General features: G+C 63.3%; 22 protein-coding genes and 1 pseudogene. 21 read left to right on the top strand and 2 right to left on the bottom strand.

The features are described 5' to 3' along the window. Positions 1–2: 2 nt before the first annotated feature. The 9 genes from ACM43_RS29990 (at position 3) to ACM43_RS29950 (ending at position 9,389) form a co-directional block, all read left to right on the top strand. Positions 3–665: an HAD family hydrolase gene (locus ACM43_RS29990; RefSeq protein ID WP_271545131.1), complete on the top strand. Its 663-nt coding sequence runs from the start codon at positions 3–5 to the stop codon at positions 663–665. A 6-nt stretch (positions 666–671) separates the two neighbouring features. Then, positions 672–1,622 carry a sugar-binding transcriptional regulator gene (locus tag ACM43_RS29985; protein WP_157282548.1) on the top strand — a complete coding sequence of 317 codons (951 nt, stop codon included), beginning with the start codon at positions 672–674 and terminating at the stop codon, positions 1,620–1,622. Positions 1,623–1,836: 214 nt separating this feature from the next. Then, positions 1,837–3,150, top strand: coding sequence for an ABC transporter substrate-binding protein (locus ACM43_RS29980; RefSeq protein ID WP_271545130.1), 1,314 nt, complete (start codon positions 1,837–1,839; stop codon positions 3,148–3,150). An 84-nt stretch (positions 3,151–3,234) separates the two neighbouring features. Then, on the top strand, positions 3,235–4,107 hold the full coding sequence (locus tag ACM43_RS29975) for a carbohydrate ABC transporter permease (protein ID WP_027571861.1): 873 nt from the start codon (positions 3,235–3,237) through the stop codon (positions 4,105–4,107). Between the two features lies 1 nt (position 4,108). Beyond that, complete coding sequence (locus ACM43_RS29970; protein WP_271545129.1) at positions 4,109–4,939, top strand: carbohydrate ABC transporter permease; 831 nt, start codon at positions 4,109–4,111, stop codon at positions 4,937–4,939. A gap of 15 nt (positions 4,940–4,954) precedes the next feature. Then, positions 4,955–5,962, top strand: coding sequence for an ABC transporter ATP-binding protein (locus tag ACM43_RS29965; protein ID WP_271545128.1), 1,008 nt, complete (start codon positions 4,955–4,957; stop codon positions 5,960–5,962). A 31-nt stretch (positions 5,963–5,993) separates the two neighbouring features. Further along, positions 5,994–6,767: an SDR family NAD(P)-dependent oxidoreductase gene (locus ACM43_RS29960; protein WP_271545127.1), complete on the top strand. Its 774-nt coding sequence runs from the start codon at positions 5,994–5,996 to the stop codon at positions 6,765–6,767. Between the two features lie 34 nt (positions 6,768–6,801). Further along, positions 6,802–8,448, top strand: a complete 1,647-nt coding sequence (locus ACM43_RS29955; RefSeq protein ID WP_271545126.1) for an FGGY-family carbohydrate kinase — start codon at positions 6,802–6,804, stop codon at positions 8,446–8,448. Between the two features lie 5 nt (positions 8,449–8,453). Beyond that, the gene (locus ACM43_RS29950; RefSeq protein WP_271545125.1) at positions 8,454–9,389 is read left to right on the top strand and encodes a carbohydrate kinase family protein; all 936 of its coding nucleotides are present in this window, start codon (positions 8,454–8,456) and stop codon (positions 9,387–9,389) included. Between the two features lie 6 nt (positions 9,390–9,395). Here the strand turns inward: ACM43_RS29950 and ACM43_RS29945 are convergent, their stop codons facing one another. After that, positions 9,396–10,283, bottom strand: a complete 888-nt coding sequence (locus tag ACM43_RS29945) for a LysR family transcriptional regulator (RefSeq protein ID WP_271545124.1) — start codon at positions 10,281–10,283, stop codon at positions 9,396–9,398. Between the two features lie 125 nt (positions 10,284–10,408). On the opposite strand from ACM43_RS29945, the gene ACM43_RS29940 reads away from it, so the two are divergent. The 9 genes from ACM43_RS29940 (at position 10,409) to ACM43_RS29900 (ending at position 20,474) form a co-directional block, all read left to right on the top strand. Beyond that, positions 10,409–11,830 carry an amidase gene (locus ACM43_RS29940; RefSeq protein ID WP_271545646.1) on the top strand — a complete coding sequence of 474 codons (1,422 nt, stop codon included), beginning with the start codon at positions 10,409–10,411 and terminating at the stop codon, positions 11,828–11,830. An 84-nt stretch (positions 11,831–11,914) separates the two neighbouring features. Beyond that, complete coding sequence (locus ACM43_RS29935) at positions 11,915–12,865, top strand: ABC transporter permease (RefSeq protein WP_271545123.1); 951 nt, start codon at positions 11,915–11,917, stop codon at positions 12,863–12,865. Continuing rightward, positions 12,862–13,749: an ABC transporter permease gene (locus tag ACM43_RS29930; protein WP_271545122.1), complete on the top strand. Its 888-nt coding sequence runs from the start codon at positions 12,862–12,864 to the stop codon at positions 13,747–13,749. The genes ACM43_RS29935 and ACM43_RS29930 overlap by 4 nt, the downstream gene beginning before the upstream one ends. A gap of 2 nt (positions 13,750–13,751) precedes the next feature. After that, complete coding sequence (locus tag ACM43_RS29925) at positions 13,752–14,765, top strand: ABC transporter ATP-binding protein (RefSeq protein WP_271545121.1); 1,014 nt, start codon at positions 13,752–13,754, stop codon at positions 14,763–14,765. Further along, positions 14,762–15,766: an ABC transporter ATP-binding protein gene (locus ACM43_RS29920; RefSeq protein ID WP_271545120.1), complete on the top strand. Its 1,005-nt coding sequence runs from the start codon at positions 14,762–14,764 to the stop codon at positions 15,764–15,766. The genes ACM43_RS29925 and ACM43_RS29920 overlap by 4 nt, the downstream gene beginning before the upstream one ends. A gap of 56 nt (positions 15,767–15,822) precedes the next feature. Then, entirely contained in the window at positions 15,823–17,316 is a 1,494-nt protein-coding gene (locus ACM43_RS29915; protein ID WP_271545119.1) for an ABC transporter substrate-binding protein, read from the top strand. A 225-nt stretch (positions 17,317–17,541) separates the two neighbouring features. Beyond that, positions 17,542–19,200: an amidase family protein gene (locus tag ACM43_RS29910; RefSeq protein WP_271545118.1), complete on the top strand. Its 1,659-nt coding sequence runs from the start codon at positions 17,542–17,544 to the stop codon at positions 19,198–19,200. A gap of 210 nt (positions 19,201–19,410) precedes the next feature. After that, positions 19,411–19,797, top strand: coding sequence for a nuclear transport factor 2 family protein (locus ACM43_RS29905; protein ID WP_036035076.1), 387 nt, complete (start codon positions 19,411–19,413; stop codon positions 19,795–19,797). Positions 19,798–20,180: 383 nt separating this feature from the next. Further along, the gene (locus tag ACM43_RS29900) at positions 20,181–20,474 is read left to right on the top strand and encodes a hypothetical protein (protein WP_271545117.1); all 294 of its coding nucleotides are present in this window, start codon (positions 20,181–20,183) and stop codon (positions 20,472–20,474) included. Between the two features lie 656 nt (positions 20,475–21,130). On the opposite strand, the gene ACM43_RS29895 is transcribed toward ACM43_RS29900, so the two are convergent. Beyond that, entirely contained in the window at positions 21,131–21,301 is a 171-nt protein-coding gene (locus ACM43_RS29895; RefSeq protein WP_271545116.1) for a hypothetical protein, read from the bottom strand. A 461-nt stretch (positions 21,302–21,762) separates the two neighbouring features. Here ACM43_RS29895 and ACM43_RS29890 point away from each other — a divergent pair. The 3 genes and pseudogenes from ACM43_RS29890 to ACM43_RS29880 form a co-directional block, all read left to right on the top strand. Beyond that, a pseudogene (locus tag ACM43_RS29890) lies at positions 21,763–22,875 on the top strand (IS1182 family transposase); the annotation flags it as partial. A gap of 9 nt (positions 22,876–22,884) precedes the next feature. Further along, on the top strand, positions 22,885–24,639 hold the full coding sequence (locus tag ACM43_RS29885; RefSeq protein WP_271545115.1) for an adenylate/guanylate cyclase domain-containing protein: 1,755 nt from the start codon (positions 22,885–22,887) through the stop codon (positions 24,637–24,639). Between the two features lie 626 nt (positions 24,640–25,265). Then, positions 25,266–25,742, top strand: a complete 477-nt coding sequence (locus tag ACM43_RS29880; RefSeq protein WP_271545114.1) for a hypothetical protein — start codon at positions 25,266–25,268, stop codon at positions 25,740–25,742. Positions 25,743–25,848: the final 106 nt, after the last annotated feature.

The following is a 25,848-nucleotide window of genomic DNA, read 5'->3' as shown; positions in this document are numbered from 1 at the left end:
GGATGGAGCAAGGCCGGCCAAATCCCGATCTGATCATCTTCGACTGTGATGGTGTGCTCGTCGACAGCGAGCTCTTGAGCTGCCGCTGCCTGTCTGAGGTTCTGGCGGAATTCGGCCTCGTGCTCAGCGAGGAGCAGGCGCTCGAGCTGTTTCTCGGACGCAGCACCAAGGCCGTCGAGCAGCATTATCGTGATCTCGGCCACTCGCTGACGGACGCCTTCATGTCCCGACTGAAGTCGCGTGTGCTGGAGAATTTTGCCGCCTCGCTCGCGCCGATCCCCGGGGTGGAGGCGGCGATCTCCGGACTGACCGTGCCGTTCTGCGTGGCTTCATCCAGCGACCTCGACCGCGTTTCGCTTTCGCTCGACGTCACCGGTCTTCGGGCATATTTCGGCGATCGGATCTACACTGCGCAGATGGTCAGGCACGGCAAGCCGGCGCCCGATCTCTTTCTCCATGCCGCCGAGAGCATGCGCGCGTCGCCATCGCGCACGCTGGTGATCGAGGATAGCGTCAGCGGCGTGCAGGCGGGCAAGGCGGCCGGTATGACCGTCTGGGGATTTGTCGGCGGCGGCCATTATCGCAACCGCGATGGCCGGGCTATATTATCCGCCGCCGGGGCCGATCGGGTCTTTGCGCATATGAGCGATTTCTGGGAGGTGTGAGCGCGCATGGCCGCCGAGAACGACAAGTCGAGACTCGACGACGCCGCGCGCGCCGGCTGGCTCTATTTCATTGCCGGCCATACCCAGGACGAGATCGCGAAGATGCTCCAGGTGTCGCGGGCCTCGGCGCAGCGGCTGGTCTCGCTGTGCCTCGCCGAGCGGCTCATCACCTTCCGGCTCGAACATCCCATCGCGGCCTGCATGGAGCTGGCGGCGCGCCTGAAGCAACGGTTCGACCTCGTCCATTGCGAGGTGGTGCCGGCCGATCCGGCCGCGCCGCAGGCGGTGGCTGGAATCGCCGAGCGCTGCGCCAATTTGCTCGATTCCACGCTGCGTTCGGAGACGCCCGTGATCGTCGCGCTCGGCACGGGGCGGGCGGTGCGCGCCGCGGTCGAGCGCGTCACGCCGATCGAGCGGCCCAATCACCAGATCGTCTCGCTGGTCGGCAACATTTCCGCCGACGGCTCGGCGAGCTTCTACGACACCGTCGGCCGGCTCGCCGACCGCACCGGCGCGCGGCACTATCCTATGCCGCTGCCGTTCCTGATGTCGTCGGAGGACGAGCGCAACAAGATGGTGCGCATCGAGCCGATCGCGAAGGTGAAAGCGGTCGCAGCCAAAGCGGATTTGCGCCTTGTCGGCATCGGCCAGATGGACCAGAAGGCGCAGGTGCACATCGACGGCTTCGTCACCCGCGACGAATTGTTTGAGATGATGCGGCTGGGCGCCATCGGGGAGATTACCGGCTGGGCCTATGACGCCAAGGGCCGCCTGCTCAAGGCCGGCACCAACAAGCGCCTCACCAGCATTCCGCCGGAAGTGCCGGCGAAGACCACGACCATCGGTGCGGCGGTAGGCGCGGCCAAGGTGGCTGCAATTGCAGCCGCGTTGAGCGGCGGGCTGATCAACGGATTGATCACGGACGAGGCGACGGCAAGAGCGATTCTGGAGCGGTAAAAGCGCTTACGCTTCGCGTGCCTACCACTGGATGCTCCGCGTTCGCGGAGCACGACAGCCGTGGGTGAAGCAAAACCTTCCCGTCCTTCCCGCACCGCAGCACTCATAAGTTGCGCAAACACCCGCGCGCGTGCTTGACAACTGCCGTTCGCCCGTCGAACATACGCCCAACGCGTGGGCATATGCCCAGAACGCGAATTGAGGGGAGGTCACCGTGAAACATGTCCTGGGCGCCGTCTGCGGCGCGTCTTGCCTGCTGCTGGCCGTCCCGGCGATGGCCGAAACGACCCTGACGATCGCCACCGTCAATAATGGCGACATGATCCGCATGCAGGGGCTGACGGGTGAGTTCACCAAGAAGAACCCTGATATTTCGGTCAAATGGGTGACGCTGGAGGAGAACGTGCTGCGCCAGCGCGTCACCACCGATATCGCCACCAAGGGCGGCCAGTTCGACGTTCTCACCATCGGCACGTACGAGGTGCCGATCTGGGCCAAGAAGGGCTGGCTGGTACCGCTCGCCAACCTCGGCGCCGACTATGACGTCGCCGACCTCTTGCCCAAGATCAAGGACGCGGTCTCCGCCGACGGCAAGCTCTACGCCGCGCCGTTCTACGGCGAGAGCTCGATGGTAATGTATCGCACCGATCTCTTCGAGAAGGCCGGCTTGAAGATGCCGGAAAAGCCGAGCTGGGATTTCGTGATCGACGCCGCCAAGAAGCTGACCGACAAGAGCGCCGGCACCTACGGCATCTGCCTGCGCGGCAAGGCAGGCTGGGGCGAGAACATGGCGTTCCTCTCGGCCATGGCCAATTCCTATGGCGCGCGCTGGTTCGACGAAAAGTGGCAGCCGCAGTTCAACACGCCGGAATGGAAGACGACACTCACCACCTACGTCAACCTGATGAAGGAAGCCGGCCCTCCCGGCGCCAGCTCCAACGGCTTCAACGAGAATCTGGCGCTATTCAACGCCGGCAAATGCGCGATGTGGATCGACGCCACGGTCGCGGCGTCCTTCGTCACCAACCCCAAGGAGTCCAAGGTCGCCGACAAGGTCGGCTTCGCGCTCGCGCCCAACACCGGGCTCGGCAAGAATGCCAACTGGCTGTGGGCCTGGAATCTCGCAATCCCTGCCGGCTCCAAGAAGACGGAAGCCGCCGAGAAGTTCATCGCCTGGGCAACCAGCAAGGACTACACCAAGCTGGTGGCGTCGAAGGAGGGCTGGGCCAACGTGCCGCCGGGCACGCGCACCTCGCTTTACCAGAACGATGAGTACCTGAAGGTCGCGCCGTTCGCGAAATTGACGCTGGCCTCGATCGACGCCGCCGATCCCAACAAGCCGACGGTGAAGCCCGTTCCCTACGTCGGCGTGCAATACGCCGCCATCCCTGAATTCCAGGGCATCGGCACGCAGGTGGGCCAGCAGTTCTCGGCGGCGCTTGCGGGATCGATGACGGTCGATGCGGCGCTCACGGCTGCGCAGTCTGCTACCGAGCGCGAGATGAAGCGCGCCGGCTACATCAAGTGAACCCGAGCTCTCCCTGAGCTCAAACTTGCGGCCATCCATCCTTGCTGGATGGCCGCCCTTCTTCCTCCGAGCGGAGCGCCAAGAATGGCAACCCGGCAGACGCAGTTTCTTGCGCGGTCGCTCCTGACCCCGGCCGTCGGGCTGCTGTTCATCTGGATGATCGTCCCGCTGGCGCTGACGATCTACTTCTCGACGCTGCACTACAGCCTGCTCGATCCCGGTTCGGAATCGTTCGTCGGCCTGGAAAACTTCCGCTACTTCCTCACCGATCCTGCCTTCCTCGCCTCGCTCCAGAACACGCTGGTGCTGGTCGGCTCGGTGCTGGCGCTGACCATCCTGCTGGGCATCCCCCTGGCGCTGCTGATGGACCAACCCGTGATCGGCCGCAATTTCGTGCGGCTGATGGTGATTGCGCCGTTCTTCGTGATGCCGACGGTGAGTGCGCTGGTCTGGAAGAACCTGTTGATGCATCCGGTGTCGGGATTGTTCGCCTGGCTCGCCTCGCTGTTTGGCCTGACGCCGATCGATTGGTTCAACGATGTGCCGCTGTTTGCGGTGATTTTGATCGTGACCTGGCAATGGCTGCCGTTCGCGACCCTGATCCTGCTCACCGCGCTGCAATCGCTCGACGAGGAGCAGAAGGAGGCCGCCGAGATGGACGGCGCCAGCGCCGTCTCGACCTTCATCTACATCACGCTGCCGCACCTCGCGCGTCCCATCACGGTGGTGATCCTGATCGAGACCATCTTCCTGCTCACGGTATTTGCCGAGATCTTTGTCACCACCGGCGGTGGGCCCGGCCTGCAGACCACCAACATCGCCTTCCTGATCTATTCGCAGGCGCTGATCCAGTTCGACGTCGGCAGCGCCTCGGCGGGCGGGCTCGTCGCGGTGGTCATTGCTAACATCGTCGCCTTCTTCCTGGTCCGCATCGTCGGCCGCAACCTGGAGGCCTGACATGGCACGGATGGCGACGACGCGGCGGGTGATGATATCGACGGCGGCGGCCTGGCTGTTCGGCTTCCTGATCTTCTTCCCGATCCTGTGGATGGCGCTGGCGAGCTTCAAGACCGAGCTGGAGGCCTTCGCGATCCCGCCATCCTTCCTGTTCTTCCACTGGACCACGGAAAATTACGCGACCGTGCAGGAGCGCAGCGACTACCTGCACCACGCGATGAACTCGATCATCATCGCCGGCGGCTCGACGCTCATTGCGCTATTGATCGCAATTCCGGCGGCCTGGTCGATGGCGTTCTCGCCGACCAAGCGCACCAAGGACATCCTGCTCTGGATGCTCTCGACCAAGATGATGCCGCCGGTCGGCGTGTTGGTGCCGATCTACCTGATCTACAAGAGCCTCGGGCTGCTCGATTCCCGCATCGGCCTCATCTTCATCCTGTGCCTCGGAAATTTGCCGATCGTGATCTGGATGCTCTTCACCTATTTCAAGGAGATCCCACGCGACATCCTTGAAGCCGCGCGCATGGACGGGGCCACCATCGGCCGCGAGCTGGTCTACGTCCTGACGCCGATGGCGATCCCGGGACTGGCCTCGACGATGCTGCTCAATTTGATCCTCGCCTGGAACGAGGCGTTCTGGACGCTCAACCTGTCGACTTCGAACGCTGCGCCGCTCACCACATTCATCGCCTCGTATTCGAGCCCGGAAGGGCTGTTCTGGGCAAAGCTGTCGGCGGCCTCGACGCTGGCGATCGCGCCCATTCTCGTCCTCGGTTGGTTCAGCCAGAAGCAGCTCGTACGCGGGCTCACCTTTGGCGCGGTGAAGTAAAGGGGCTGCCGGATCATGGGTCAGATCACACTTCAGGGCGTGCAGAAATCATTCGGCCCCGTGCACATCATCAAGGGCGCCGACCTCGACATCGCCGACGGCTCCTTCGTCGTGTTCGTCGGTCCGTCCGGCTGCGGCAAGACCACGCTGCTGCGGCTGATCGCGGGGCTCGAGGACGTCAGCGGCGGCAAGATCTTGATCGACGGCAAGAACGTCGTCGATACGCCGCCTGCCAAGCGCGGACTGTCGATGGTGTTCCAGTCCTACGCGCTCTATCCGCATATGAGCGTGCGCGGCAATATCGGCTTCGGCCTCAAGATGGCGGGCTTGCCGAAGGACGAGATCAACCGCAAGGTCGAGGCGGCCGCCGCGACGCTGAACCTCACGCCCTACCTCGACCGCAAGCCGCGCGAGCTCTCCGGCGGCCAGCGCCAGCGCGTCGCGATCGGCCGCGCCATCGTCCGCGAGCCCAAGGCATTCCTGTTCGACGAGCCGCTCTCCAACCTCGACGCCGCGCTGCGCGTGCAGATGCGTATCGAGGTGACGCGACTTCAGAAGCAGCTCGGCACCACCGCGATCTACGTCACTCACGACCAGGTCGAGGCCATGACCATGGCCGACAAGATCGTCGTGCTCAACGGCGGCAAGCTCGAGCAATATGGCTCGCCGCTGGACCTTTACGAGCGACCCGCCAATCTCTTCGTCGCCGGCTTCATCGGCTCGCCCAAGATGAACTTCGTCACCGGCGAGCCCGCTCTGCAGAAAGGAGCAGCGACGATCGGCGTCCGGCCGGAGCATCTGAAGATCGAGCGCGACGGCGGTGGCGGCTGGCAGGGCACCATTGCGGTGGCCGAGCATCTCGGCAGTGACACCTTCCTCTACGTCGATGCTGGCGCGCTCGGCATGCTGACGGCGCGCTACATCGGCGAATTGAGCCTGCATGCCGGCGACCGGGTGTCACTGATGCCCGACCCTGCGCGCATTCACCGGTTCGATGAGAGCGGCAACGCTCTTCGGGGCTGACAAGAAACGGCAAGAAGACGGAAAGACGACCATGTATTTGGAAAAATTCAGGCTGAGCGGCAAGACCGCGTTCATCACCGGCGGCGGCCAGGGCATCGGCCTCGCCTGCGCGGAGGCGCTGGCCGAGGCCGGTGCGAAGGTCATCATCGGCGACCGCGACGGCAAGGTCGCCGACGGCGCCAAGGCCAGCCTGAGGGCGAAGGGCTACGACATCGAGACCGCAATCATGGACGTCACCAACACCACACGCGTGGCGGAGGTGGCAAGTGATCTCGTCGCCCGCCATGGCAAGGTCGACATCCTCGTCAACAATGCCGGCATCGCGCGGAGCGAGACGCCGGCCGAGACCGTTACCGACGAGCACTGGCTCAACGTCATCGATGTCAATCTCAACGGCACCTTCTGGTGCTGCCGCGAGTTCGGCAAGCACATGTTGAAGGCCGGAAGCGGCGCCATCGTCAATGTCGGCTCGATGAGCGGCTTCATCGTCAACAAGCCGCAGGAGCAGTGCTTCTACAATGCCTCCAAGGCCGCCGTGCACCATCTGACCAAGTCGCTGGCCGCCGAATGGGGCGCGCGCGGCATCCGCGTCAACGCGGTGGCGCCGACCTATATCGAGACGCCGCTCAACGCCTTCGTGAAGAGCAATCCAAGAATGTATGACGCCTGGATCGGTGGAACTCCGATGGCGCGCATGGGGCAGGTCGAGGAGATCGCCTCCGTCGTGCTGTTCCTCTCGTCCGAGGCCGCGAGCCTGATGACCGGCAGTATCGTGCTGGTGGATGGCGGCTACACTTGCTGGTAGGCTCACCGTCAAAACGGACGGACCGGGAGATACCATGCCGCGAGCGTATATCGGCGTCGACGTCGGGACCACGAGCACGCGGGCAGGGGTGTTTGACGAGGCCGGCACGCTGCTCGCGACGGCCCGGCATCCGATCAGGATCTGGCACGAGGCCGGCGACATCGTCGAGCAGTCGTCGGAGGACATCTGGCAGGCCTGCGCCAAATCGGTGCGCGCGGCGATGGCGGAAGCGGCGATTGCGCCCGGCAGCATCGGCGGCATCGGTTTCGACGCGACCTGTTCCCTCGTGGTGCTCGATCCGCAAGGCGAGCCGCTCACCGTCAGCACCTCCGGCGAGGCGCAGCGCAACGTCATCGTCTGGATGGACCATCGCGCCACGGCCGAAGCGCGGCTGATCAACGAGACCGAGGATGCCGTGCTGCGCTATGTCGGCGGCTCGATCTCGCCGGAGATGGAGATGCCGAAGCTGCTGTGGCTGAAGCGGCATCTGCGCGCGAGTTTCGATGCCGCCGGTCACTTCTTCGATCTGGCCGATTATCTGACCTGGCGGGCGACCGGCGCGCTGCAGCGCTCGACCTGCACGGTCACCTGCAAGTGGAACTATCTCGCTCATGACGGCGGCGGCTGGAGCGCGCCGTTCTTCAAGCGCATCGGCCTCTCCGACTTCGTCGCCGAAAAATACGCGCGCATCGGCACCGAAATCGTTGCGCCCGGTACGCGCCTCGGCGAAGGTCTCACGCCGGCAGCAGCCGTCGAGCTCGGCCTTCCCCAGGGCACCCCGGTCGGCGCCTCGCTGATCGACGCCCATGCCGGCGGCATCGGTGCGATCGGTGGCCGTGACGGGGCGGGCGGTACGAGCGATGTCAGCGATCGTCTCGCCTACATCATGGGAACGTCGGCCTGCATCATGGCGACGACGAAGGAGCCGTGCTTTGTGCCGGGCGTATGGGGGCCCTATTATTCCGGCATGGTGCCGGAGTTCTGGCTCAATGAAGGCGGGCAGTCCGCCGCGGGCGCTGCGATCGATCACCTCCTCAAGTCGCATCCCGGCCATGGCGAGGCGAGCGCGGCGGCACGCAGCGAAGGCCTCGATCTCATCGATTTCCTCGAGCGCCGCATCATCGCGCGCTCCGGTGATGCCAGCCGTGCCGCGCTGCTGGCGCGCGACATCCACGTGCTGCCGGAATTCATTGGCAACCGCTCGCCCTATGCCGATCCCGACACGCGCGCGGTGATCGCGGGCCTTGATCTCGACACCGACATCGCCGCGATGGAACGGCTGTTCGTCGCCGGCCTCTGCGGTCTTGCCTACGGGCTTGCGGAGGTCATCGAGGCTTTTGCGGCGCACGGGGTCCGCTCCAGCATCATGATCATGGGCGGCGGTGCCAGCCGCAGTCCTTTGGTGCGGCAGATCATGGCCGACACCACCGGTCTCACGGTCGCGCTGCCGCAGACCAAGGAGCCGGTGCTCCTGGGGGCCGCGATGCTCGGGGCGGTCGCCGGTGGCGCTTACGCCTCGATCGGCGAGACCATGGCCAAGATGTCGGCACTGGGGCGCAAGAGCGAGCCGACCGCGCCTGATATGGCCGCGTTTCACGCCCGCAAGCGCGAGGTCTACAAGCTGCTGCGCGATCTCGATCGCGGCAGCCGTGCCGCGATGCGCAGCGTCGCGAGAGGTTGAAGGACATGCTGATTGCCTGCGGCGACGCGCTGATCGATTTCGTGCCGACGCGAAACGTCGAAGGGCGCGAAGCGGTGATGCCCGCGGTGGGCGGCTCCTGCCTCAACGTCGCGATCGGCATGGCGCGGCTGGGCGCGCCAACTGGTTTCGTCGGCGGCATCTCGACCGACCTGTTCGGGCGCATGATCGCCGATCATGCCTCCGCATCGAAGGTTGCACTCGATCTCGCCACCCGCAGCGACCACCAGACCACGCTCGCCTTTGTCCGCATTGTCGAAGGCGAGTCGCACTACGCCTTCTACGATGCCGAGACCGCGACGCGGAGCTGGACGTACCGGCGCGGGTCCATTCCATTCGATACGATCGAGGCCGTCCATGTCGGCTCGACCACGCTGGTCAACGACCAGGGTGCGGCCGAGACCAAGACGCTGATCGCAGACGCGCGGGCGTCGTCCACGATCTCCTTCGATCCGAACTGCCGACCGAATCTCGTCAAGGACAAGCCGGGCTATCTCGCCCGCATGGCCGAGTTCGCCGGAAGTGCCGATCTCATCAAGATGTCGGATGTCGATTTCGCCTATCTCTTCGGCGAGGAGCCGTATCAGCAGCGCGCGAGCACATTGCTGGGGCAGGGCACCAGCCTCGTCGTCATCACCCGCGGCAACAACGGCGCCATCGCCTGGCATGCGCAGGCAGGGCAGATCGAAGTGCAAGCACCAAAGGTCGAGGTAGCCGACACCATTGGCGCCGGCGATAGCTTTCAGGCGGCGCTGCTGTTCGCCCTGTACAAGCAGGGTCGAATCGCCCGGCCGAGATTGCAGGACATCGGCGCGGACGAACTCCGCCGTGCGCTGTCCTTCGCCGCCAATTGTGCCGGCCTGACCTGCACCCGTCCGGGCGCCGATCCGCCCTGGAGCCACGAGATCAGTTGGGACTGGTAGTCCACGTCACATCCGCGCGACGGCCTTCTCGGCACATTTGAGGAAGGTTCCGATCAGCGGACTGTGGGAGTCCCGCCGCCAACAGACTGCGATGTCGAGGGCGTCAGCGACGTCACGCAGGGGTCTGAACACGACTCCGCGTGGCGCGCCGAGCTGTGCGCAGGCCGGCAGGATGGCGAGACCTTCGCCGGCCAAAACCAGGCTCATCGCAGAATGCACCGTCTCCACCCGGCTGGCGATCGGCATCACCACCTGGTGCCGACGCAATAAAGGGACGACCGCGGAGGAGGCGGGCCCATGGTCCGGATGCGGGAGTGCGATCAGCGGACGGCCCTGCAGCCGGGCCATCGGCACGGAGCTCAAGCGGGCGAGCGGCGAGCGGATCGGCATGGCCAGCATGAAGGGCTGTGCACCGATCTTTGCCACCTGGATCTCGGGATGATTGATTGCGGGCATACACAGCGCGACCGTGACGCTGCGGTCGAGCACGCGGGCCTCGCGCGTCGATGCGCTGAGCTCAACGAAGCTGAGGTCGACGCCGGGAACCGCATGACGCAGTTCGGGGATGAGCCGCGGCAGCATCGCATTCGCCAGCACGAACATGTAACCCACCGCCAGCCGGCCGCGCCGTCCCGAAGCAACCGCGCGCGCGGCTTCGGCGCCGTCGGCCGCCAGCGCCAGCGCTTCGCTGGCGCGCGCCAGCAACGCCTGGCCCGCCTCGGTCAGATCCATGCCGCGGGTGCCGCGGCGGAACAGTGGCGCGCCGATCTCGGCCTCGAGCTTGCGGATCTGGACGGAGAGCGGCGGCTGCGCCATCCGGAGCTGGTCGGCCGCCTTGCCGATGCTGCGCGCCTCGGCGACGGCGACGAAATAGCGGAGCCGACGAAGATCCATTGGCATACCGAAAGCGTATGGGTTGGCGATAAAAATCGTATTGGACGGCGAGTTAACAAAACTGTCATTCTCGCTGTCAATGTCTTCGGGCCAATGGCGGCCCTGCTTCGGAGCGTGATGTGACGATGAACGGCGATCCCTGTCTGTTGTCCGCGACCGAGCTGCGCGGCCTTATTGCGGGCAAGCGAATCTCGCCAGTCGAGCTCACTCGCGCAGTGCTTGCCCGCGCCGAGGCCCTCCAGCCCGAATTGAACTGCTTCATCACGTTGTGCGGCGACGAGGCGATCACAGCGGCGCGCGAAGCCGAGCGCAAGGTGATGGCGGGTGAACCGCTCGGCCTGCTGCACGGCATCCCCGTATCCGTCAAGGACATCGTCAATACCAAGGGGGTCAAGACCACCTTCGGCGCCGTTCCCTACAAGGATAATGTGCCGGCCGAGGATGCCGTCGCCGTCGCGCGGTTGCGCAGCGAAGGCGCGATCCTGGTCGGCAAGACCACGACGCCGGAGTTCGGCAGCAAGTGCCTCACCGATTCACCTTTGTTCGGTCGGACCCGCAATGCGTGGGACGCCCGCCGATCCTCCGGCGGCTCGAGCGGCGGCGCGGCGGTCGCTGTGGCGAGCGGCATCGCGCCGCTCGCGATTGCGACCGACGGCGGCGGCTCGACACGAATTCCGGCCGCTTGCAACGGCGTGGTGGGCCTGAAGCAGAGCAACGGCGTGATCCCGCACAGCCAGGCCCTCGACGTGTTCGGCAACCAGACCTATGTCACGCCGACCACCCGCACCGTCGCCGATACTGCGGTGATGATGCAGGCGATGGCGGGCGAAGATCCTATCGATCCCTGGTCGATCGGCGTGCCCGTGCCCGACTTCATCGGCACCGCCGCCCCGCATGGTGATTTGCGCGGTCTGAGGATTCTGTACTGCCTGACGCCGCCGGGCCGTCCGGTGTCGGCCGAAGTCGCCGCCAATTTCAAGGTGAGCCTCGACCGGCTGGCCGGGTTAGGGGCCGAGCTCGAGGAATTCTCCGGCGAGGGTTTCGACATCGAGCCGATCTGGCGCGCCATCAACCACACCGTCTGGCGCACGCGCTTTGCCAAGCTTGCGGCCGAGCATCGGGACGAGCTGAGCGAAGCCTTCCTCAAGCAGCTCGCGCTCGCCAGCGAAGTCAGCGGCATCGACTATCAGGAGGCGATGTTCGCGCGCACCGCGTTGTTCCGCCGCGTGCAATCGCTGCTTGCGCGCGGTCACCTGCTGGCGATGCCGACCCTGACGCGTACCGCGCTGCCGATCAAGCAGGATCTGTTCGGCAGCATCGAGATCGACGGCAGGCATTTCGACAGCGTCCGGCCGCATTGGTTCCCCTGGACCATGCCGTTCAACATGACCGGCCATCCCGCCGTCAGCCTTCCCTCGGGCTTTGCCCGCGACGGGCTGCCGATCGGGCTCCAACTGGTCGGCCGTTTCCGGGCCGACGCGGAATTGCTGCGCGTGAGCGCTCTGTTCGAGGCGTCAAGCGACCTTCTGTCCCGCTGGCCGTCTTGAGGAGATGGAGATGCAGCAAAGAGCTTGCTTAAGGCGTCCGGACATGTTGATCGTGGCCTGGGTGAGCCCTGAAGCCGAGCGCGCATGAGCGTCTTTGTACTCCGACGTCTGTTGACTCTGCTGGCGACGCTGGTCGGCGCATCGCTGATCATCTTCCTGGTGCTGGACGCGCTGCCTGGCAACGCAGCGCAGATGCTGATGGGCGCCGACGCTTCGCCGGACGCGGTGCGCGCGCTCACCGTCAAGCTCGGGCTCGACCAGCCGCTGGCCGTTCGCTACGTGCAATGGATCAAGGGCCTCCTCGTCGGCGATCTCGGCAATTCCTACGTCTACGGCACCCCGGTCGGCAGCCTGATCGCCGAGCGGCTCGTGCTGACCATTCCGCTCGCGATCATGGCCATGACGATCACGGTGACGCTGGCGCTCTCGGCCGGCATCTACACCGCCGCCAACCACAACAAGCTCGGCGATGTCGGCGTGATGTCGTTGACGCAAGTGGGCATCGCGCTGCCGAATTTCTGGTTCGCGATCCTCCTGGTGCTGCTGTTCTCGGTGCGGCTGCAATGGCTCTCGGCCGGTGGCTTTGCCGGCTGGGAGGACGGCATCTGGCCGGGGATCAAGTCGCTGCTGTTGCCCGCGATCTCGCTCGCGGTGGTGCAGGCCGCGATCCTTGCGCGCGTCACGCGCTCGGCCGTGCTCGAAGTGCTGCGCGAGGATTTCGTCCGCACCGCCCGCGCGAAGGGCCTCGGCAAGCGCGAGGTGCTGTGGAGCCACGTGCTGCGCAATGCCATGATCCCGGTGATGACCGTGATGGGGCTGCAATTCGCCAATCTGCTCGCCGGCACCATCGTGATCGAGAACGTGTTCTACCTGCCGGGCCTCGGCCGCCTGATCTTCCAGTCGATCGCCAACCGCGACCTGATCGTGGTGCGCAATTGCGTGATGCTGCTCGCCGCGATGGTGGTGATCGTCAACTTCGTGGTCGATGTGCTCTATGCCTTCATCGATCCTCGCATCAAGGTGCACGACCTGTGAGCGCGCCCATCGCCATCGACGCGCCCGTCGCAACGCGTCCGCTGCCGGCGCGCACGTTCTGGCGCCGCGCGCTGCGCCACCGCAGCTTCGTCCTCGGTGGCACGCTGAGCCTTCTGGTGCTGGCTTCGGCGCTATTGTCGCTGGTATGGACGCCGTGGTCGCCTTACGAGATCGACATCGCCGCAAAGCTCCGGCCGCCCTCGGCATCGCATTGGCTCGGCACCGATTCCTTCGGCCGCGACATCGTCTCGCTGCTGCTTGCGGGCGCCCGGTCCACCATCATGGTCGGTGTGATCGCTGTCAGCATCGGTCTTACCTTCGGCGTCACGCTGGGCCTGATCGCCTCGGCCCGGCGCGGCTGGACGGAGGAGATCATCATGCGCTTTTCCGATTTCACCTTCGCCTTTCCGGCCGTGCTGTCCGCGATCATGCTCGCCGCCGTGGTGGGGCCGGGCATGGTGACCTCGATCGTCGCGATCGGCATCTTCCAGATCCCGACCTTGACCCGGTTGACGCGCGGCTCCGCCAATGCGATCTGGGCGCGTGAATTCGTGCTCGCGGCACGCGCGGCGGGCAAGGGGCGCTTCCGCATCACCATCGAGCATGTGCTGCCGAACATCCTGTCGATCCTGATCGTGCAGGTCACCATCCAGTTCGCGCTCGCCATTCTCGCCGAGGCCGCGCTGTCCTATCTCGGCCTCGGCACCCAGCCGCCGCAGCCGTCCTGGGGGCGGATGCTCAACGACGCGCAGACGCTGCTGTTTCAATCGCCGATGCTCGCGGTCTATCCGGGCGTTGCGATCGCAATCTCGGTGCTCGGCCTCAACCTGCTCGGTGACGGACTGCGCGACTTGCTCGATCCCCGGCTGGCGCGGGAGCGATGACGATGGCCGAGCGCTCCGACACGCCGCTGATCGAGGTCGAAAATCTCGGCGTCCGCCTTAACACCAGCCGTGGGCCGGCGCACGCCGTGCGCGGTGTCAGCTTTGCGCTGAGGCGCGGCGAGACGCTCGGGCTCGTCGGCGAGTCCGGCTGCGGCAAGTCGGTCACGGCGTTGTCGTTGATGGGGCTGCTGCCGGACAGTGCCGTCGTCACCGGCAGCATCAAGCTGGACGGCGACGAGCTCGTCGGACTTGCGGATGCGGATTATTGCCGCCTGCGCGGCAACCGCATCAGCATGATCTTCCAGGAGCCGATGACTGCGCTCAATCCGATGCATACGATCGGCAACCAGGTCGCCGAGCCGCTGCGCCGTCACAAGAATTATTCGGCGGCGCAGGCACGTCGGGAAGCAATCGCTTTGCTCGACCGCGTCGGGCTGCCCGACCCCGCGCGTCGTGTCGATGCCTATCCGCACCAGTTCTCCGGCGGCCAGCGCCAGCGCGTCACCATCGCGATGGCGCTTGCCTGCGAGCCGGAATTGTTGATCGCGGACGAGCCGACCACCGCGCTCGACGTCACTATCCAGGGCCAGATCCTCGACCTCATCGCCGACCTCGTCGAGGAGCGCGGCATGTCGATGATCCTGATCTCGCACGATCTCGGCGTCATTGCAGAGAACGTCCAGCGCATGATGGTGATGTATGGCGGCACCGTCGTCGAGAGCGGCCCGACCGACGAGGTGTTCCGTCGCATGGGCCATCCCTACACGCAGGGCCTGTTCCGTGCCCGGCCCAAGCTCGGCGCGCGCAAGGGGACGCGGCTGAAGACGATCTCCGGCACGGTGCCGGAGCTCGCCGATCTGCCGTCCGGCTGCACCTTCTCGGATCGCTGTCCACTCGTGATCGACCAGTGCCGTGCCGCGCTGCCGCCGATGGTGGATGTCGGCCCCGGCCATTTTGCGCGTTGCATCAGAACGGACGTGTCGATGGCCGAGCGCGTCGGAGCGCTGACCGCATGAGCATCGCCCCGCTTCTCGACGTCAGGGATCTCGAGCAGCGCTACACGCTGCCGCGCGAGAGTTTGTTCCGTCCGCCGGGGCAGGTGCGCGCGCTTAACGGCGTCAGCGTGCAGGTCCGGGCCGGCAAGAGCCTCGGCATCGTCGGCGAGTCCGGCTCCGGCAAGTCCACCTTCGCGCGCGTCGTGATGGCGCTGGAGCGGCCGACCGCAGGACAGGTCGCGCTGCTCGGGCGCGATCTCAACCGCTTGCCGGCCGACGAGCTGCGCCGGGCCCGGCGCGATTTCCAGATGGTGTTTCAGGATCCCTACGGCTCGCTCGATCCGCGGCAGACCATCGCGCGGATCGTCGCCGAGCCGCTGACCGTGCTGGAAGGTGCCGACCGCACCACGTTCCGCGACCGCGTCGCCGCGGTGCTGCGCCAGGTCGGCTTGCGCGATGCGGACATGGAAAAATATCCGCACGAATTCTCCGGCGGCCAGCGCCAGCGCATCGCGATTGCGCGTGCCCTGATTACCCAGCCGAAGCTGATCGTCGCCGACGAGCCGGTCTCGGCCCTCGACGTCTCCGTGCAGGCCCAGGTGCTGAACCTGATGCAGGACCTCCAGGAGCAGTTCAGCCTGAGCTACATCCTGATTAGCCACGACCTCGCCGTGGTCGACTATCTCTGCGATGAGGTCGCGGTGATGTATCTCGGCCGCATCGTCGAGCAGGGCCGGCCAGAGGATCTGTTCGAGCGCTGCGCCCATCCCTATACGCGGGCACTACTGGATGCGGTACCGCGGGCGCGCGCCGGAGGTGGCCGGCGCCGCCGCGGAGCCCAGGCGATCGCCTCGCAATCGGCGGCGACGGCCGGATGCCCCTATGCATCGCGCTGCGCTCTTGCCGACCAGCATTGTCGCGAGGTTCCGCCTGAGTTACGCAAGGTGGGCGAGGGGCACCTTGCCGCCTGCCACAAGGCCGAGGCCGTGATGGCGTTGCCGCAGGCGGCCATGGAAGGTTAGTGTTCGGGGCAGGATTGGCGTTAAGCTGGGAACAGGATTGGCCGGGGAGTTCGCGCATGTTCAGGAAATTATCGATCGTCGCCTTTGCCGCTGCGCTCGTCGCGGCGCCTTTGCCGGTGCTGGCTCAGAGCAAGAAGGACAGCGTCGTCATGGGGATGACGCTGGAGCCGCCGGGGCTCGACCCCACCAATGCCGCCGCGGCCGCGATCGCAGAGGTCACGCTCTACAACATCTATGAGACGCTGACCAAGATCAACGAGGACGGCTCCACCTCGCCGCTGCTCGCCGAGAGCTGGACCGCTTCGCCCGATCTGAAGACCTATACGTTCAAGCTGCGCAAGGGCGTCAAATTCCACAATGGCGAAACGTTCGATTCCGCTGCGGTGAAGTTCTCGTTCGAGCGCAACGCGGCGCCGACCAGCACCAACAAGGACAAGAGCCTGTACCAGGCCTTCGAGAAGGTCGAGACGCCCGACGCCGACACCGTCGTGATCACCGTGAAATATTCCGAGCCGAACCTGCCGTTCCTGCTCGGGCAGGCGGGCGGCTCGATCGTCGAGCCGAAGAGCGCTGGCACCAATGTCACGCAGCCGGTCGGCACCGGACCGTACCAGCTTGGCGCCTGGGCCAAGGGCTCTTCGATCACGCTGAACAAATGGGCCGGCTACCGCAACGCCTCCGCGATCAAGCTGTCGAAGGTGACGATCCGCTTCATCTCCGATCCGGCGGCGCAGGCCGCGGCGCTGCTCTCGAACGATGTCGACGCGTTCCCGCGCATCGCAACCCGCGTGGTTGCTCAGTTCAAGTCTGATCCGCGCTTCACGGTGCTGATCGGCGGCTCCAGGGCCAAGACCATCGTGGCCATCAACCATCGCAAGAAGCCGCTCGACGACGTCCGCGTTCGCCGCGCCATCCTTGCCGCGATCGACCGCAAGGCCTTGATCGACGGCGCGGTCGAGGGTTACGGCACGCCCATCGGCAGCTTCTACACGCCGGGATCGCTCGGCTATGTCGACACCACCGGCATCAACCCGTACGATCCCGAGAAGGCCAAGAAGCTGCTGACTGAAGCCGGCGTCACCACGCCGCTCGAACTGTCATTGAAGCTGCCGCCGCCGCCGTATGCGCGGCAAGGCGGCGAGATCGTCGCGGCCCAGCTCGCCAAGGTCGGCATCACCGCCAAGATCGAAAACGTCGAATGGGCGCAATGGCTGTCGCAGGTTTTCGCCGGCAATGGCCCGCACAATTTCGATCTCACCATCGTCAGCCATGTCGAACCGTTCGACCTCGTCAAGATCACGGAGCCGGACTACTACCTCGGTTACAACAACGAGAAGTTCAACGCGCTCTACAAGCAGATCGTCTCGACGCCGGACGAAGCCGGCCGCGCCAAGCTGCTCGGTGACGCCCAGCGCATGCTGGCGACCGATGCAGTCTCGGCTTACCTGTTCCAGCCGCAATGGCCCACCGTCATCAACAAGAAGCTGAAGGGCGTCTGGAAAGAAGTCCCGCAGTTCGAGAACGACTTCTCCGCCTGGTATTGGGAATAGGCGGCGTCTGCTGTGTCCTCTCCACGCGTTGGAGAGGGCAGCTCCAAACAAAACCTGAAAAACAACCCCATGCACAGTAGCCGGGGTCAGTCATTTCAATGGCTTGCACGTTGCGCCTGTGTGATCGACGCGATGCGCCCGAAAGTTGACCCGTCGGGCAAAACACTGGCATGATGGCATGCTCGAGTCTCGTGGTGGAGACGCGCGCCGTCGGTCGAGGCAGCCGTGCAGAAATCATCCCGCCGCAATGCCGGCATTGCCGCGGCGGCCGTCAGCGCCGAGGCGCCGATCTCCCCAAAGCTTGATCATGCGAGGCTCGATCATGCGTCGATGAGCGATATCGCTCATGCTTTGGCTGACGGACATGTCACTGCCACGGCGCTGCTCAAAGCCTATCTCGCGCGCATCGCAGCCTACGACCGCGACGGGCCCAAGCTCAATGCGGTCCGCGCGCTCAATCCCGACGCACTCGCGATCGCGAGCAGGCTCGACGGCGTCAAGCCGTCGGCCGAGCGGCCGCTGGCCGGCATCCCGATCCTGGTGAAGGACAACATCGCGACCGGCGACGCGCAGCCGACCACGGCGGGATCGTTGGCGCTAGAAGGCGCGCGCGCACGGGACGATGCAACGCTCGTCAAGCTGCTGCGCGAGGCCGGCGCGGTGATCCTCGGCAAGGCGAATCTGACCGAGTTCTCCAACATGCTCGCGGTCGACATGCCCTACGGCTATTCGTCGCTGGGCGGTCAGGTCAAGAATCCCTATGCGCCGGCGCTGGCCGACGATCACGGCATCCCCGTCGTGTCCCCGGGCGGCTCGAGCGCGGGTTCGGCGGTCGCGGTGGCGGCAGGCTTGTGTGCGGCTTCGATCGGCACGGAGACCTCGGGCTCGCTGCTCTTTCCCGCCAGCCAGAATGGCCTCGTCACCGTGAAGCCGACGGTCGGGCTGATCAGCCGAGCCGGCATCGTGCCGATCTCGCACAGCCAGGACACCGCGGGGCCAATGACGCGGACCGTGCGCGACGCGGCGCTGCTGCTCAACGTGCTCGCGGCCAACGACCCGCTCGATCCGGCGACGCAAAAGCAGCGGCGGCCGGCCGATTACACCGCCGGTCTGACGCGCGATGCGATGAAAGGTGTGCGCATTGGCGTGCCGAGCGACCATGTCGACCCGCTGAACGACTGCTATTACGGCAAGCTGCCACCGAAGTCGGCCAAGCTGATGACTGAGGCGATCCAGGTGCTGGAGGATCTCGGAGCCGTCGTCGTGCGTGCCAGCATGCCGACATCAGGCTGGATCGGCGGGCCGGGCACGACCATGGCCGTGCTTAACCGCAATCCGCTGAGCGCCCACAAAGGCACGATTGCCCGACCGCCGGTCGTCTTCCTCTACGAACTGAAGCACGACCTCAATCTCTATCTGAAGGAATGGGCGACCAACACGGACATCAAGACCATGGCCGACATCGTCGCCTTCAACGAGGCGAATGCGGGCAGGGCGCTGCGTTTCGGCCAGGACCACTTTCTCGCCGCGGAGATGACCAGGGGCGATCTCAGCGAGCGCGAGTACAAATCGGCGCGCGCCATGGACCTGCTCTCGGCCAAGACGCGCGGCATGGATGCCTATATGAGCCGGCACAAGCTCGACGCCGTCCTGTTCCCCGGCGCATACGGCGCCGCAATCGCCGCCAGGGCCGGCTATCCCAGCGTCATGGTGCCGGGCGGGTTCGTTTCGGGGACAGACGACGGCAAGGAAACGCCCGATTATCCGTTCGGCGTCACCTTCGCAGGCCTTGCCTGGAGCGAGCACAAGCTACTTCGCCTGGCCTACGCGTATGAGCAAGCCTCCGCCAAGCGCAAGTCGCCGCCCGGCTTGCCGGCGCTTTAGAGTGCGCTATGCGTGCGCCGGATGATGGCGGTGGCATGTGCTGACAAGGCCGCTGTCTGTTCTCACTGATGCAGCGGATGCGCCGTCCTGTCCTGGGGAGGGCGCTTTGTGACCCGAAGGCGACATCGACCAGACGTCTAATCGGCCCTTCAACTCACCTGCGTGCGCTTGTGTTATTGTATGCCTTCCGGGAACTCGATGGAGGGAAGGATGGACATTCGATCGAAATTGACGGCGCTGTGTGAAGCGTTCAACGCGCACGACTTGGATTCCATCATGGAGTTCTTTGCTGACGATTGTGTCTTGGAGATGCCGAGGGGAAGCAAGCCTTGGGGCTCCCGCTTCGAGGGCAAACGCAACGTACGAGACGGGCTCGCGACGCGCTTTGAAGGCTTACCCGATGTTCACTACGGCGACGCCGAGCATTTTGTGGATACGATGGCAAACACGGGCATTTCAAAATGGACGCTAACGGGCACTACAGGCGAAGGAAAAAAGATCGAGGTCCGAGGATGTGACTTTTACACTTTTCGCGCGGACGAGGTGATCCGCAAGGACTCATATTGGAAGATTGTTGAAGGACCTTCGTCAGCTTAACGACGCACATGTCCGAATGTGGCCCAGAGGTGCAGGTCCGTGCAGCGTCTCTGTTGTCGGCTCATCGGGGGAAATCGGAAGTAACCCGCCGTGCCGACAATTGGCGCTCATGACCCAAACCGGAAGCTGCGCCCGTTGGCCTATTCGACAGCGTAAGGGTTGAGCTTCGGAACGCCCTGCTTCCACTGTACCCATTCTTGCGCGTCACGGAGTGACACAAAGTCGGCAACAGGGATGTCCGTGAGATCAGCGCGACGCTCTGTAATGCGCCAGCCACCCGCGTCTAAGCGCTCTATGATAAAGCTCTCGATAGGCATGCCAAGGTTAGTCATTTTGTTCCTGATCAGTCTGGTCGAGTGGAAGCGTAGGAGTGGTGAACGCCGATGTATAGAGAACTATCTATCTGGAAGCGAATTGACGCTGAAAGAGCAGTGCACTTCCGATGCTTTGAGGACCTTGCGTCGCATCTTTTTTGCGTCCAGAGCGCCGACTTCTATACTCTGCCGATAGCGAGCGACGCACGATCCGGCTTCGATCGCCAATTTGCTGAGCTTTTTATCGAAGTCGAGCCGATTGAACGCAGTGAATGGTTCGAGACTGTTGAGGAGGCCATTGCTGCACATGAGGAGAAGTTTTTCTCGATGGGGCGGCTTGCCGAGCGAGAAAAGAAGCAATGATTTGACGTCCGGAAATGGCCCATCGCATCCGTTGGCGCGGTGCAGCGGTAGGTCTGTAGTCGGGGCCACAGCAGAAGTCATCGCCTCCTGTGCGGACCGCTGACTTTGACCCATAACGGACAATCGATGAGCATCTCGTCGAGAGTCGGCACTCGACCCCTCGGTTGGCTAGTTTCATTCTAGCAGCGGCTTAAGCTCCATTTCCGCCGCCGCCCATCCCCGGCAGATCGCTGCCACCGTTGTCTGTCCGATCTCGTGACGTCTTTGTGCCCTGCCGAACCGCAAAGCTAATAAACCCGACAAGAGCTATGAGGACGAGGAGTGGTCCTATCCAATTTGGCATCAGCTTCTCCCGTTAGACCGCCTCAGTTGGCGACCTCTTTCATATCATCCTAAGCGTGCAATGTCGCCTGTTCGCCCTGAGCTGAACACCACGAGAACCATTGCCATGTCTGCTGTCTGAGGGAAGCCGGACGTCGCCCGACCGAGGGGCTGACCGCTGCCTTTGACCCACAGCGGTCATCCTTGACGGCATGTAAAAACCGCATTCGAAATCGTCCGGGTTTGATTTCCTGTCCGTTTTGTTTTCTGAGTTCACTTTTGGCGTCGGCACACCGCGAGCAGCGAATAACCTACGATGCGCAAGATTTGGATAGTCACGCTGGCATTAGTGCTCGTCGGCACCGGCGGCTTGGCGTCGCCGCCTGTTGGCGCAGGATGGAGGTCATGACGATTGTGCGGGCAAGCTCGTGACGTTCGTCCGGGAACTCGATGGCCTTCTTTCTAAGCATCCCCGCGACCTGAACGTAATCCTTGCGCTTGTTCAACGTCACATTCCTGTCCGGGGTTGCACGGCCGATGTTGCTTCGCGAGTGATGAAGACTTCGGCCTATTTCAAGGGAGAGGAGCGCGTCAGCCGCGGCATCCAATTCTCAATTTTCAACGGAAACGCATCTTCGCGAGGAGCGGCGATATTGCTCGTGCTTAATGACGCTGGAGATTGGAATTCGCCGTTTGCAATATGGTACCCGCCTTACCTGTGACGGCGGCGATATGCTTTTATGGTCCGCGGCCCCCGTTCGCAATCATCAATCATGCGGCGGAAATCGCATGTTTGCCTTTGATCGCCATCGGTCGGGCCATTCCGACCCTCAATGCGCCACTTGTCGGGGCCTATTGGCCCGTTGCAGACATTCGGTCTCGACCCGCTGAGGACCGCTCGTGACCCTGGCTGTGTGAAAACACTGGACTGCTGTTATGATTCTCCTGTGATTCTTTGGGGGAATCGATGAGGCGCTTCGTTGAAGAGGCGGATCGTGGGCAGCGGACGCTGTTGCCCGAATGCCTCGATGACTTCATTGACGAGAGCAACCCAGTTCGCGTGATCGACGTATTTGTCGATGCGCTCGGTTTGGCTGAGATGGGCTTTGAGGGTGTGGAGCCGGCGGCCACGGGTCGGCCGTCGTACCATCCCTCGGTGCTCCTTAAGCTTTACATCTATGGCTATCTGAACCGGGTACAGCCGAGTCGGCGGCTGGAACGAGAGGCCGGGCGCAATGTCGAGGTGATGTGGCTGCTGGGTCGGCTCGCTCCCGATCACAAGACGATTGCGGACTTCCGGAACGACAACGGCCTGGCGCTGCGCAAGGTATGTGCGCGCTTCGTCGAACTCTGCCGAGACATTGGTCTGCTGGCGACGGCGAGCGTCGCCATCGATGGCAGCAAGTTCAAGGCCGTGAACAACCGGGACAGGAACTTCACGCGCGCGAAGATGGAGCGACGGCGTGCTCAGTTGGAGGAGAGCGTCGCGCGCTATCTCAGCCAACTTGACACGGCCGACCGCCAGGAGCCGACGGAGGCGCTGGCCACGAAGGTGACGAGGCTTACCGAGAAGCTGACAAAGCTGAAGGAGGAAATGGGCAAGCTTGCCGTCTACGAGAAGCAAATGCTTGCTTCGCTTGACCAGCAAATCTCGCTGACCGACCCCGACAGCCGCTCGATGGCAACGAGCGGCCGCGGCTCTGGCGTTGTTGGCTACAACGTACAGGTCGCCGTAGACACCGAGCACCATCTGATTGTGACGCATGAGGTGACGAACAGCGGCTCGGATCGGGCACAACTTGCCAATATGGCCAAGCAGGCGAAGGCTGTTCTCAAGACCGAGACGCTCGAAGCGGTAGCCGATCGCGGCTACTTCAACAGCCCAGAGATCCTCGCGTGCCACGAAGCAGGCATCACAGTAACTCTGCCCAAACCGCTAACGTCCGGCGCTAAGGCAGACGGACGCTTCGGTAAACAGGACTTTGCCTATTTGCCAGAGGAGGACGCCTATCGCTGCCCGGCCGGGGAGCGGCTGTCATATCGCTTTACGAATGAAGAAGACGGCAAGGTGCTGCGGCGCTAGCGGCGATTGGCGGCTATTCTGGCGGCGGATGTCGCGGGCTCTTGCCGTTTGATCGGGATCGACGAAGAAGGCACGCTGGCGCAACTGAAAGCTATTCGAAAAAAGCTTTTCGATCCCAAGATCACTGATTATCGCGGACGCATCGTCAAGAATACCGGGGACGGCGCTCTCGTTGAGTTCGCCAGCGTGATAGACGCCTTACGATGTGCCCGCGAAATCCAATGCGGCATGGAAGAACAAAATACCGATGTGCCGCAGGACAAACGGATCGAATTTCGCATCGGGATTCACGTCGGTGATGTTATCATCGAAGAGAACGATATCTTTGGTGACGGCGTCAATATTGCGGCGCGTCTCGAAGGCATCGCGGAGCCGGGCGGGATTTGCATCTCGTCTTCGGCCCACGATCAAGTCCGGGACAGGCTCGAACTCCGGTTCATCGATCTGGGTGAGCAGATACTCAAGAACATAGCCCGTCCGATACATGCCTATGCTGTGGTCCGGGGTGGACTTGGCGCACGGGTTAGTAGCATTACCCCAAGCTCAGCTGGGGCACCCCATCTTTCCATTGTGGTGTTGCCGTTCGCGAACATGGGTGACGATAGGGAGCAAGACTATTTCGTCGATGGCGTGACCGAGAGCCTCACCACGGACTTGTCGCGCATCAGCGGGGCGTTCGTGATTGCACGCAACACAGCGTTCACCTTCAAGGGCAAACCCATTGATGTAAAGAAGCTGGGGCGTGAGTTGAACGTCCGGTATGTGCTCGAAGGCTCGATACAGCGCGCTGGCAATCGCCTTCGGGTGAATGCGCAATTGGTCGACGCCGAAACTGGCAACCACCTCTGGGCGGAGCGTTTTGACAAGCCCGTCGCCGACCTCTTTGATATGCAGGACGAAATCGTATCGAGGCTAGCCAATACGCTGGACGCCGAACTCATTTCCGCCGAGGCGCGCCGAGCGGAGCGCTCACCGCACCCAGACGCAATGGACCTGGTTTTCCAAGGTTACAGTTGGTTCAACAAGGGGCTGACCCCCAATTGGGTGGCACAAGCGCGCGGTTTCTTCGAGAGAGCCATTGCGCTCGATCCTGAAAATGTCGAGGCCATGGTCGGTTTGGCGCGGGTCGATATTGCACTTGGGTCTGCCGTCATGACTGACGACTATTCAGCGCGGCTTGCGGCGGCAGAGACAACCATAACAAAGGTTTTATCCCTTTCACCGAACCATGCTTCTGCTCACGCGATTTTAGGCACTGTGCAAATATTTACGAGACGCGCATCTCAGGGCATCGCTGAGTGTGACCACGCGGTGACGCTGGATCGCAATTTGGCCCGCGCCCACGCTATGATCGGTCTCGCCAAGTATTTTCTTGGTCGGGGCGCAGAAACCGAATCTCACATCAACGAGGCATTCCGCCTTTCTCCCCGCGACACCATGGTTCATCGATGGTTAGTTTGGGTCGGCCTTGCCAAGGCGCAGCTCAACGCTGATGCCGAAGCTGTGGTCTGGCTGCGTCGGGGCATCGAGGTAAACCGGAATTATTCCGTCACCCATTTCGATCTTGCGGCCTTACTCGCGCGGCTCGGTAAGTTGGACGAAGCACAGGCTACAGTGAATGCGGGGCTTGCGCTCGATCCACGTTTCACCATACGCCGCTACCGTGATGTCACCCATGCAAACAGCGACAATCCTGTTTACCGAGCCGGGCGCGAACGCATCATTGAGGGCATGCGCTTAGCCGGAGTTCCGGAAGCATAGTTCCGCTCGCGCGGCCTCTAATGATGAATTTCTCTATGCTGCCGTGCAAGGGTCCGGTTTTGGCCCATCTGCGAAGTTGCGCCTTGCCAGTTGGAAGTCCGCTCGTTGAGCCGGAGCGGACCAGATTTGCTCAACCTGAGTTCTTCGCATTTTGACCCATTGCGGTCATCGCGCAATGCCGGCAAGGTCGATTGCGATGAGTGGGCGGTAGCCAACTTCTGGCTCAACTGGCGTGAGGAACGAGATGGTGCAAGAACGGATTGCGGCAGCAGGCAATACCGACGTTCCGGCATATCTCACGCTGACGAAACTCGGATATCTCGTTGAACGTACCAATAGCGATGGCCAGGAGCATTGGGCCGCGAAGAAAGGAACGCTCGAACTTGTTCGCAAATGGCCCTTTAGAACTGCTCGGCCTCTGTCTCTTGACAAACGAGCGTGGCCCATGTTGGCAAGCGGGCGATAGCGAGATCGATGAGTTTCTGAAACGGTTTTACCGATCGGCCGGATGACTGGGATCGTCATCGTTCCGTTTGGCGATGTCGGGTTGTGGCTCCGAGCCGACCTCGCCGCTGTTGCTGAATCTCTCACTTCGTCTATTGAAGGCTTTGATCGGAGCGTGTGATATGGGTGCGGACACCGATCTGCAAACATTCGCAGACTATTTCCAGGTTTACCTCTCTGATCTCAAAGCGGACGTTGATTGGTCGGATGCCTGGAAGGCGCCGAGCGCGCTGGCAGACCGCTTCATCGCGTGCGAACACATCTTGGGTTTCGCCACCGAACGAAACACAACAGTGCCGCTGCGCGTGGTCTTGCACGACGTTGCTCCCGCTTTGACGCATCAAGTTGCGCGCGCGGACCACGCCGTGAAGGCCGGACTGTTCACAACGGATCGTCGGCTGATGGTCGCAGGCTGCTCTGACTATTGGCCGGAAGCCTATTCAATTCCCGTTTTACCCGGATTTTATGGTGCAGCCTTCCTCTCGTTTGGGCTTGCAAGTGTGAATGGGGTTCAGGGGAAAGATCGATATGAGCTGCACATCTGGCCGGTCGGTGAAACGCCGAAACCCGAGGTCCTGGTCCGTTGGCAGCCAAAGTAGTTGTCCGCTGCGGCGATGTCTGGACATGGCCGATTTTGTTGAAAAACGCGGCAGTTGCGACTCAAGGATAGCAGTGATTCAGTCTGTCTAATTGGCAGGACTGAAG

Source organism: Bradyrhizobium sp. CCBAU 45321, assembly GCF_028128975.1.
Taxonomy (GTDB): Bacteria; Pseudomonadota; Alphaproteobacteria; order Rhizobiales; family Xanthobacteraceae; genus Bradyrhizobium; species Bradyrhizobium yuanmingense.
This window is presented reverse-complemented; position numbering and strand designations above follow the sequence as displayed.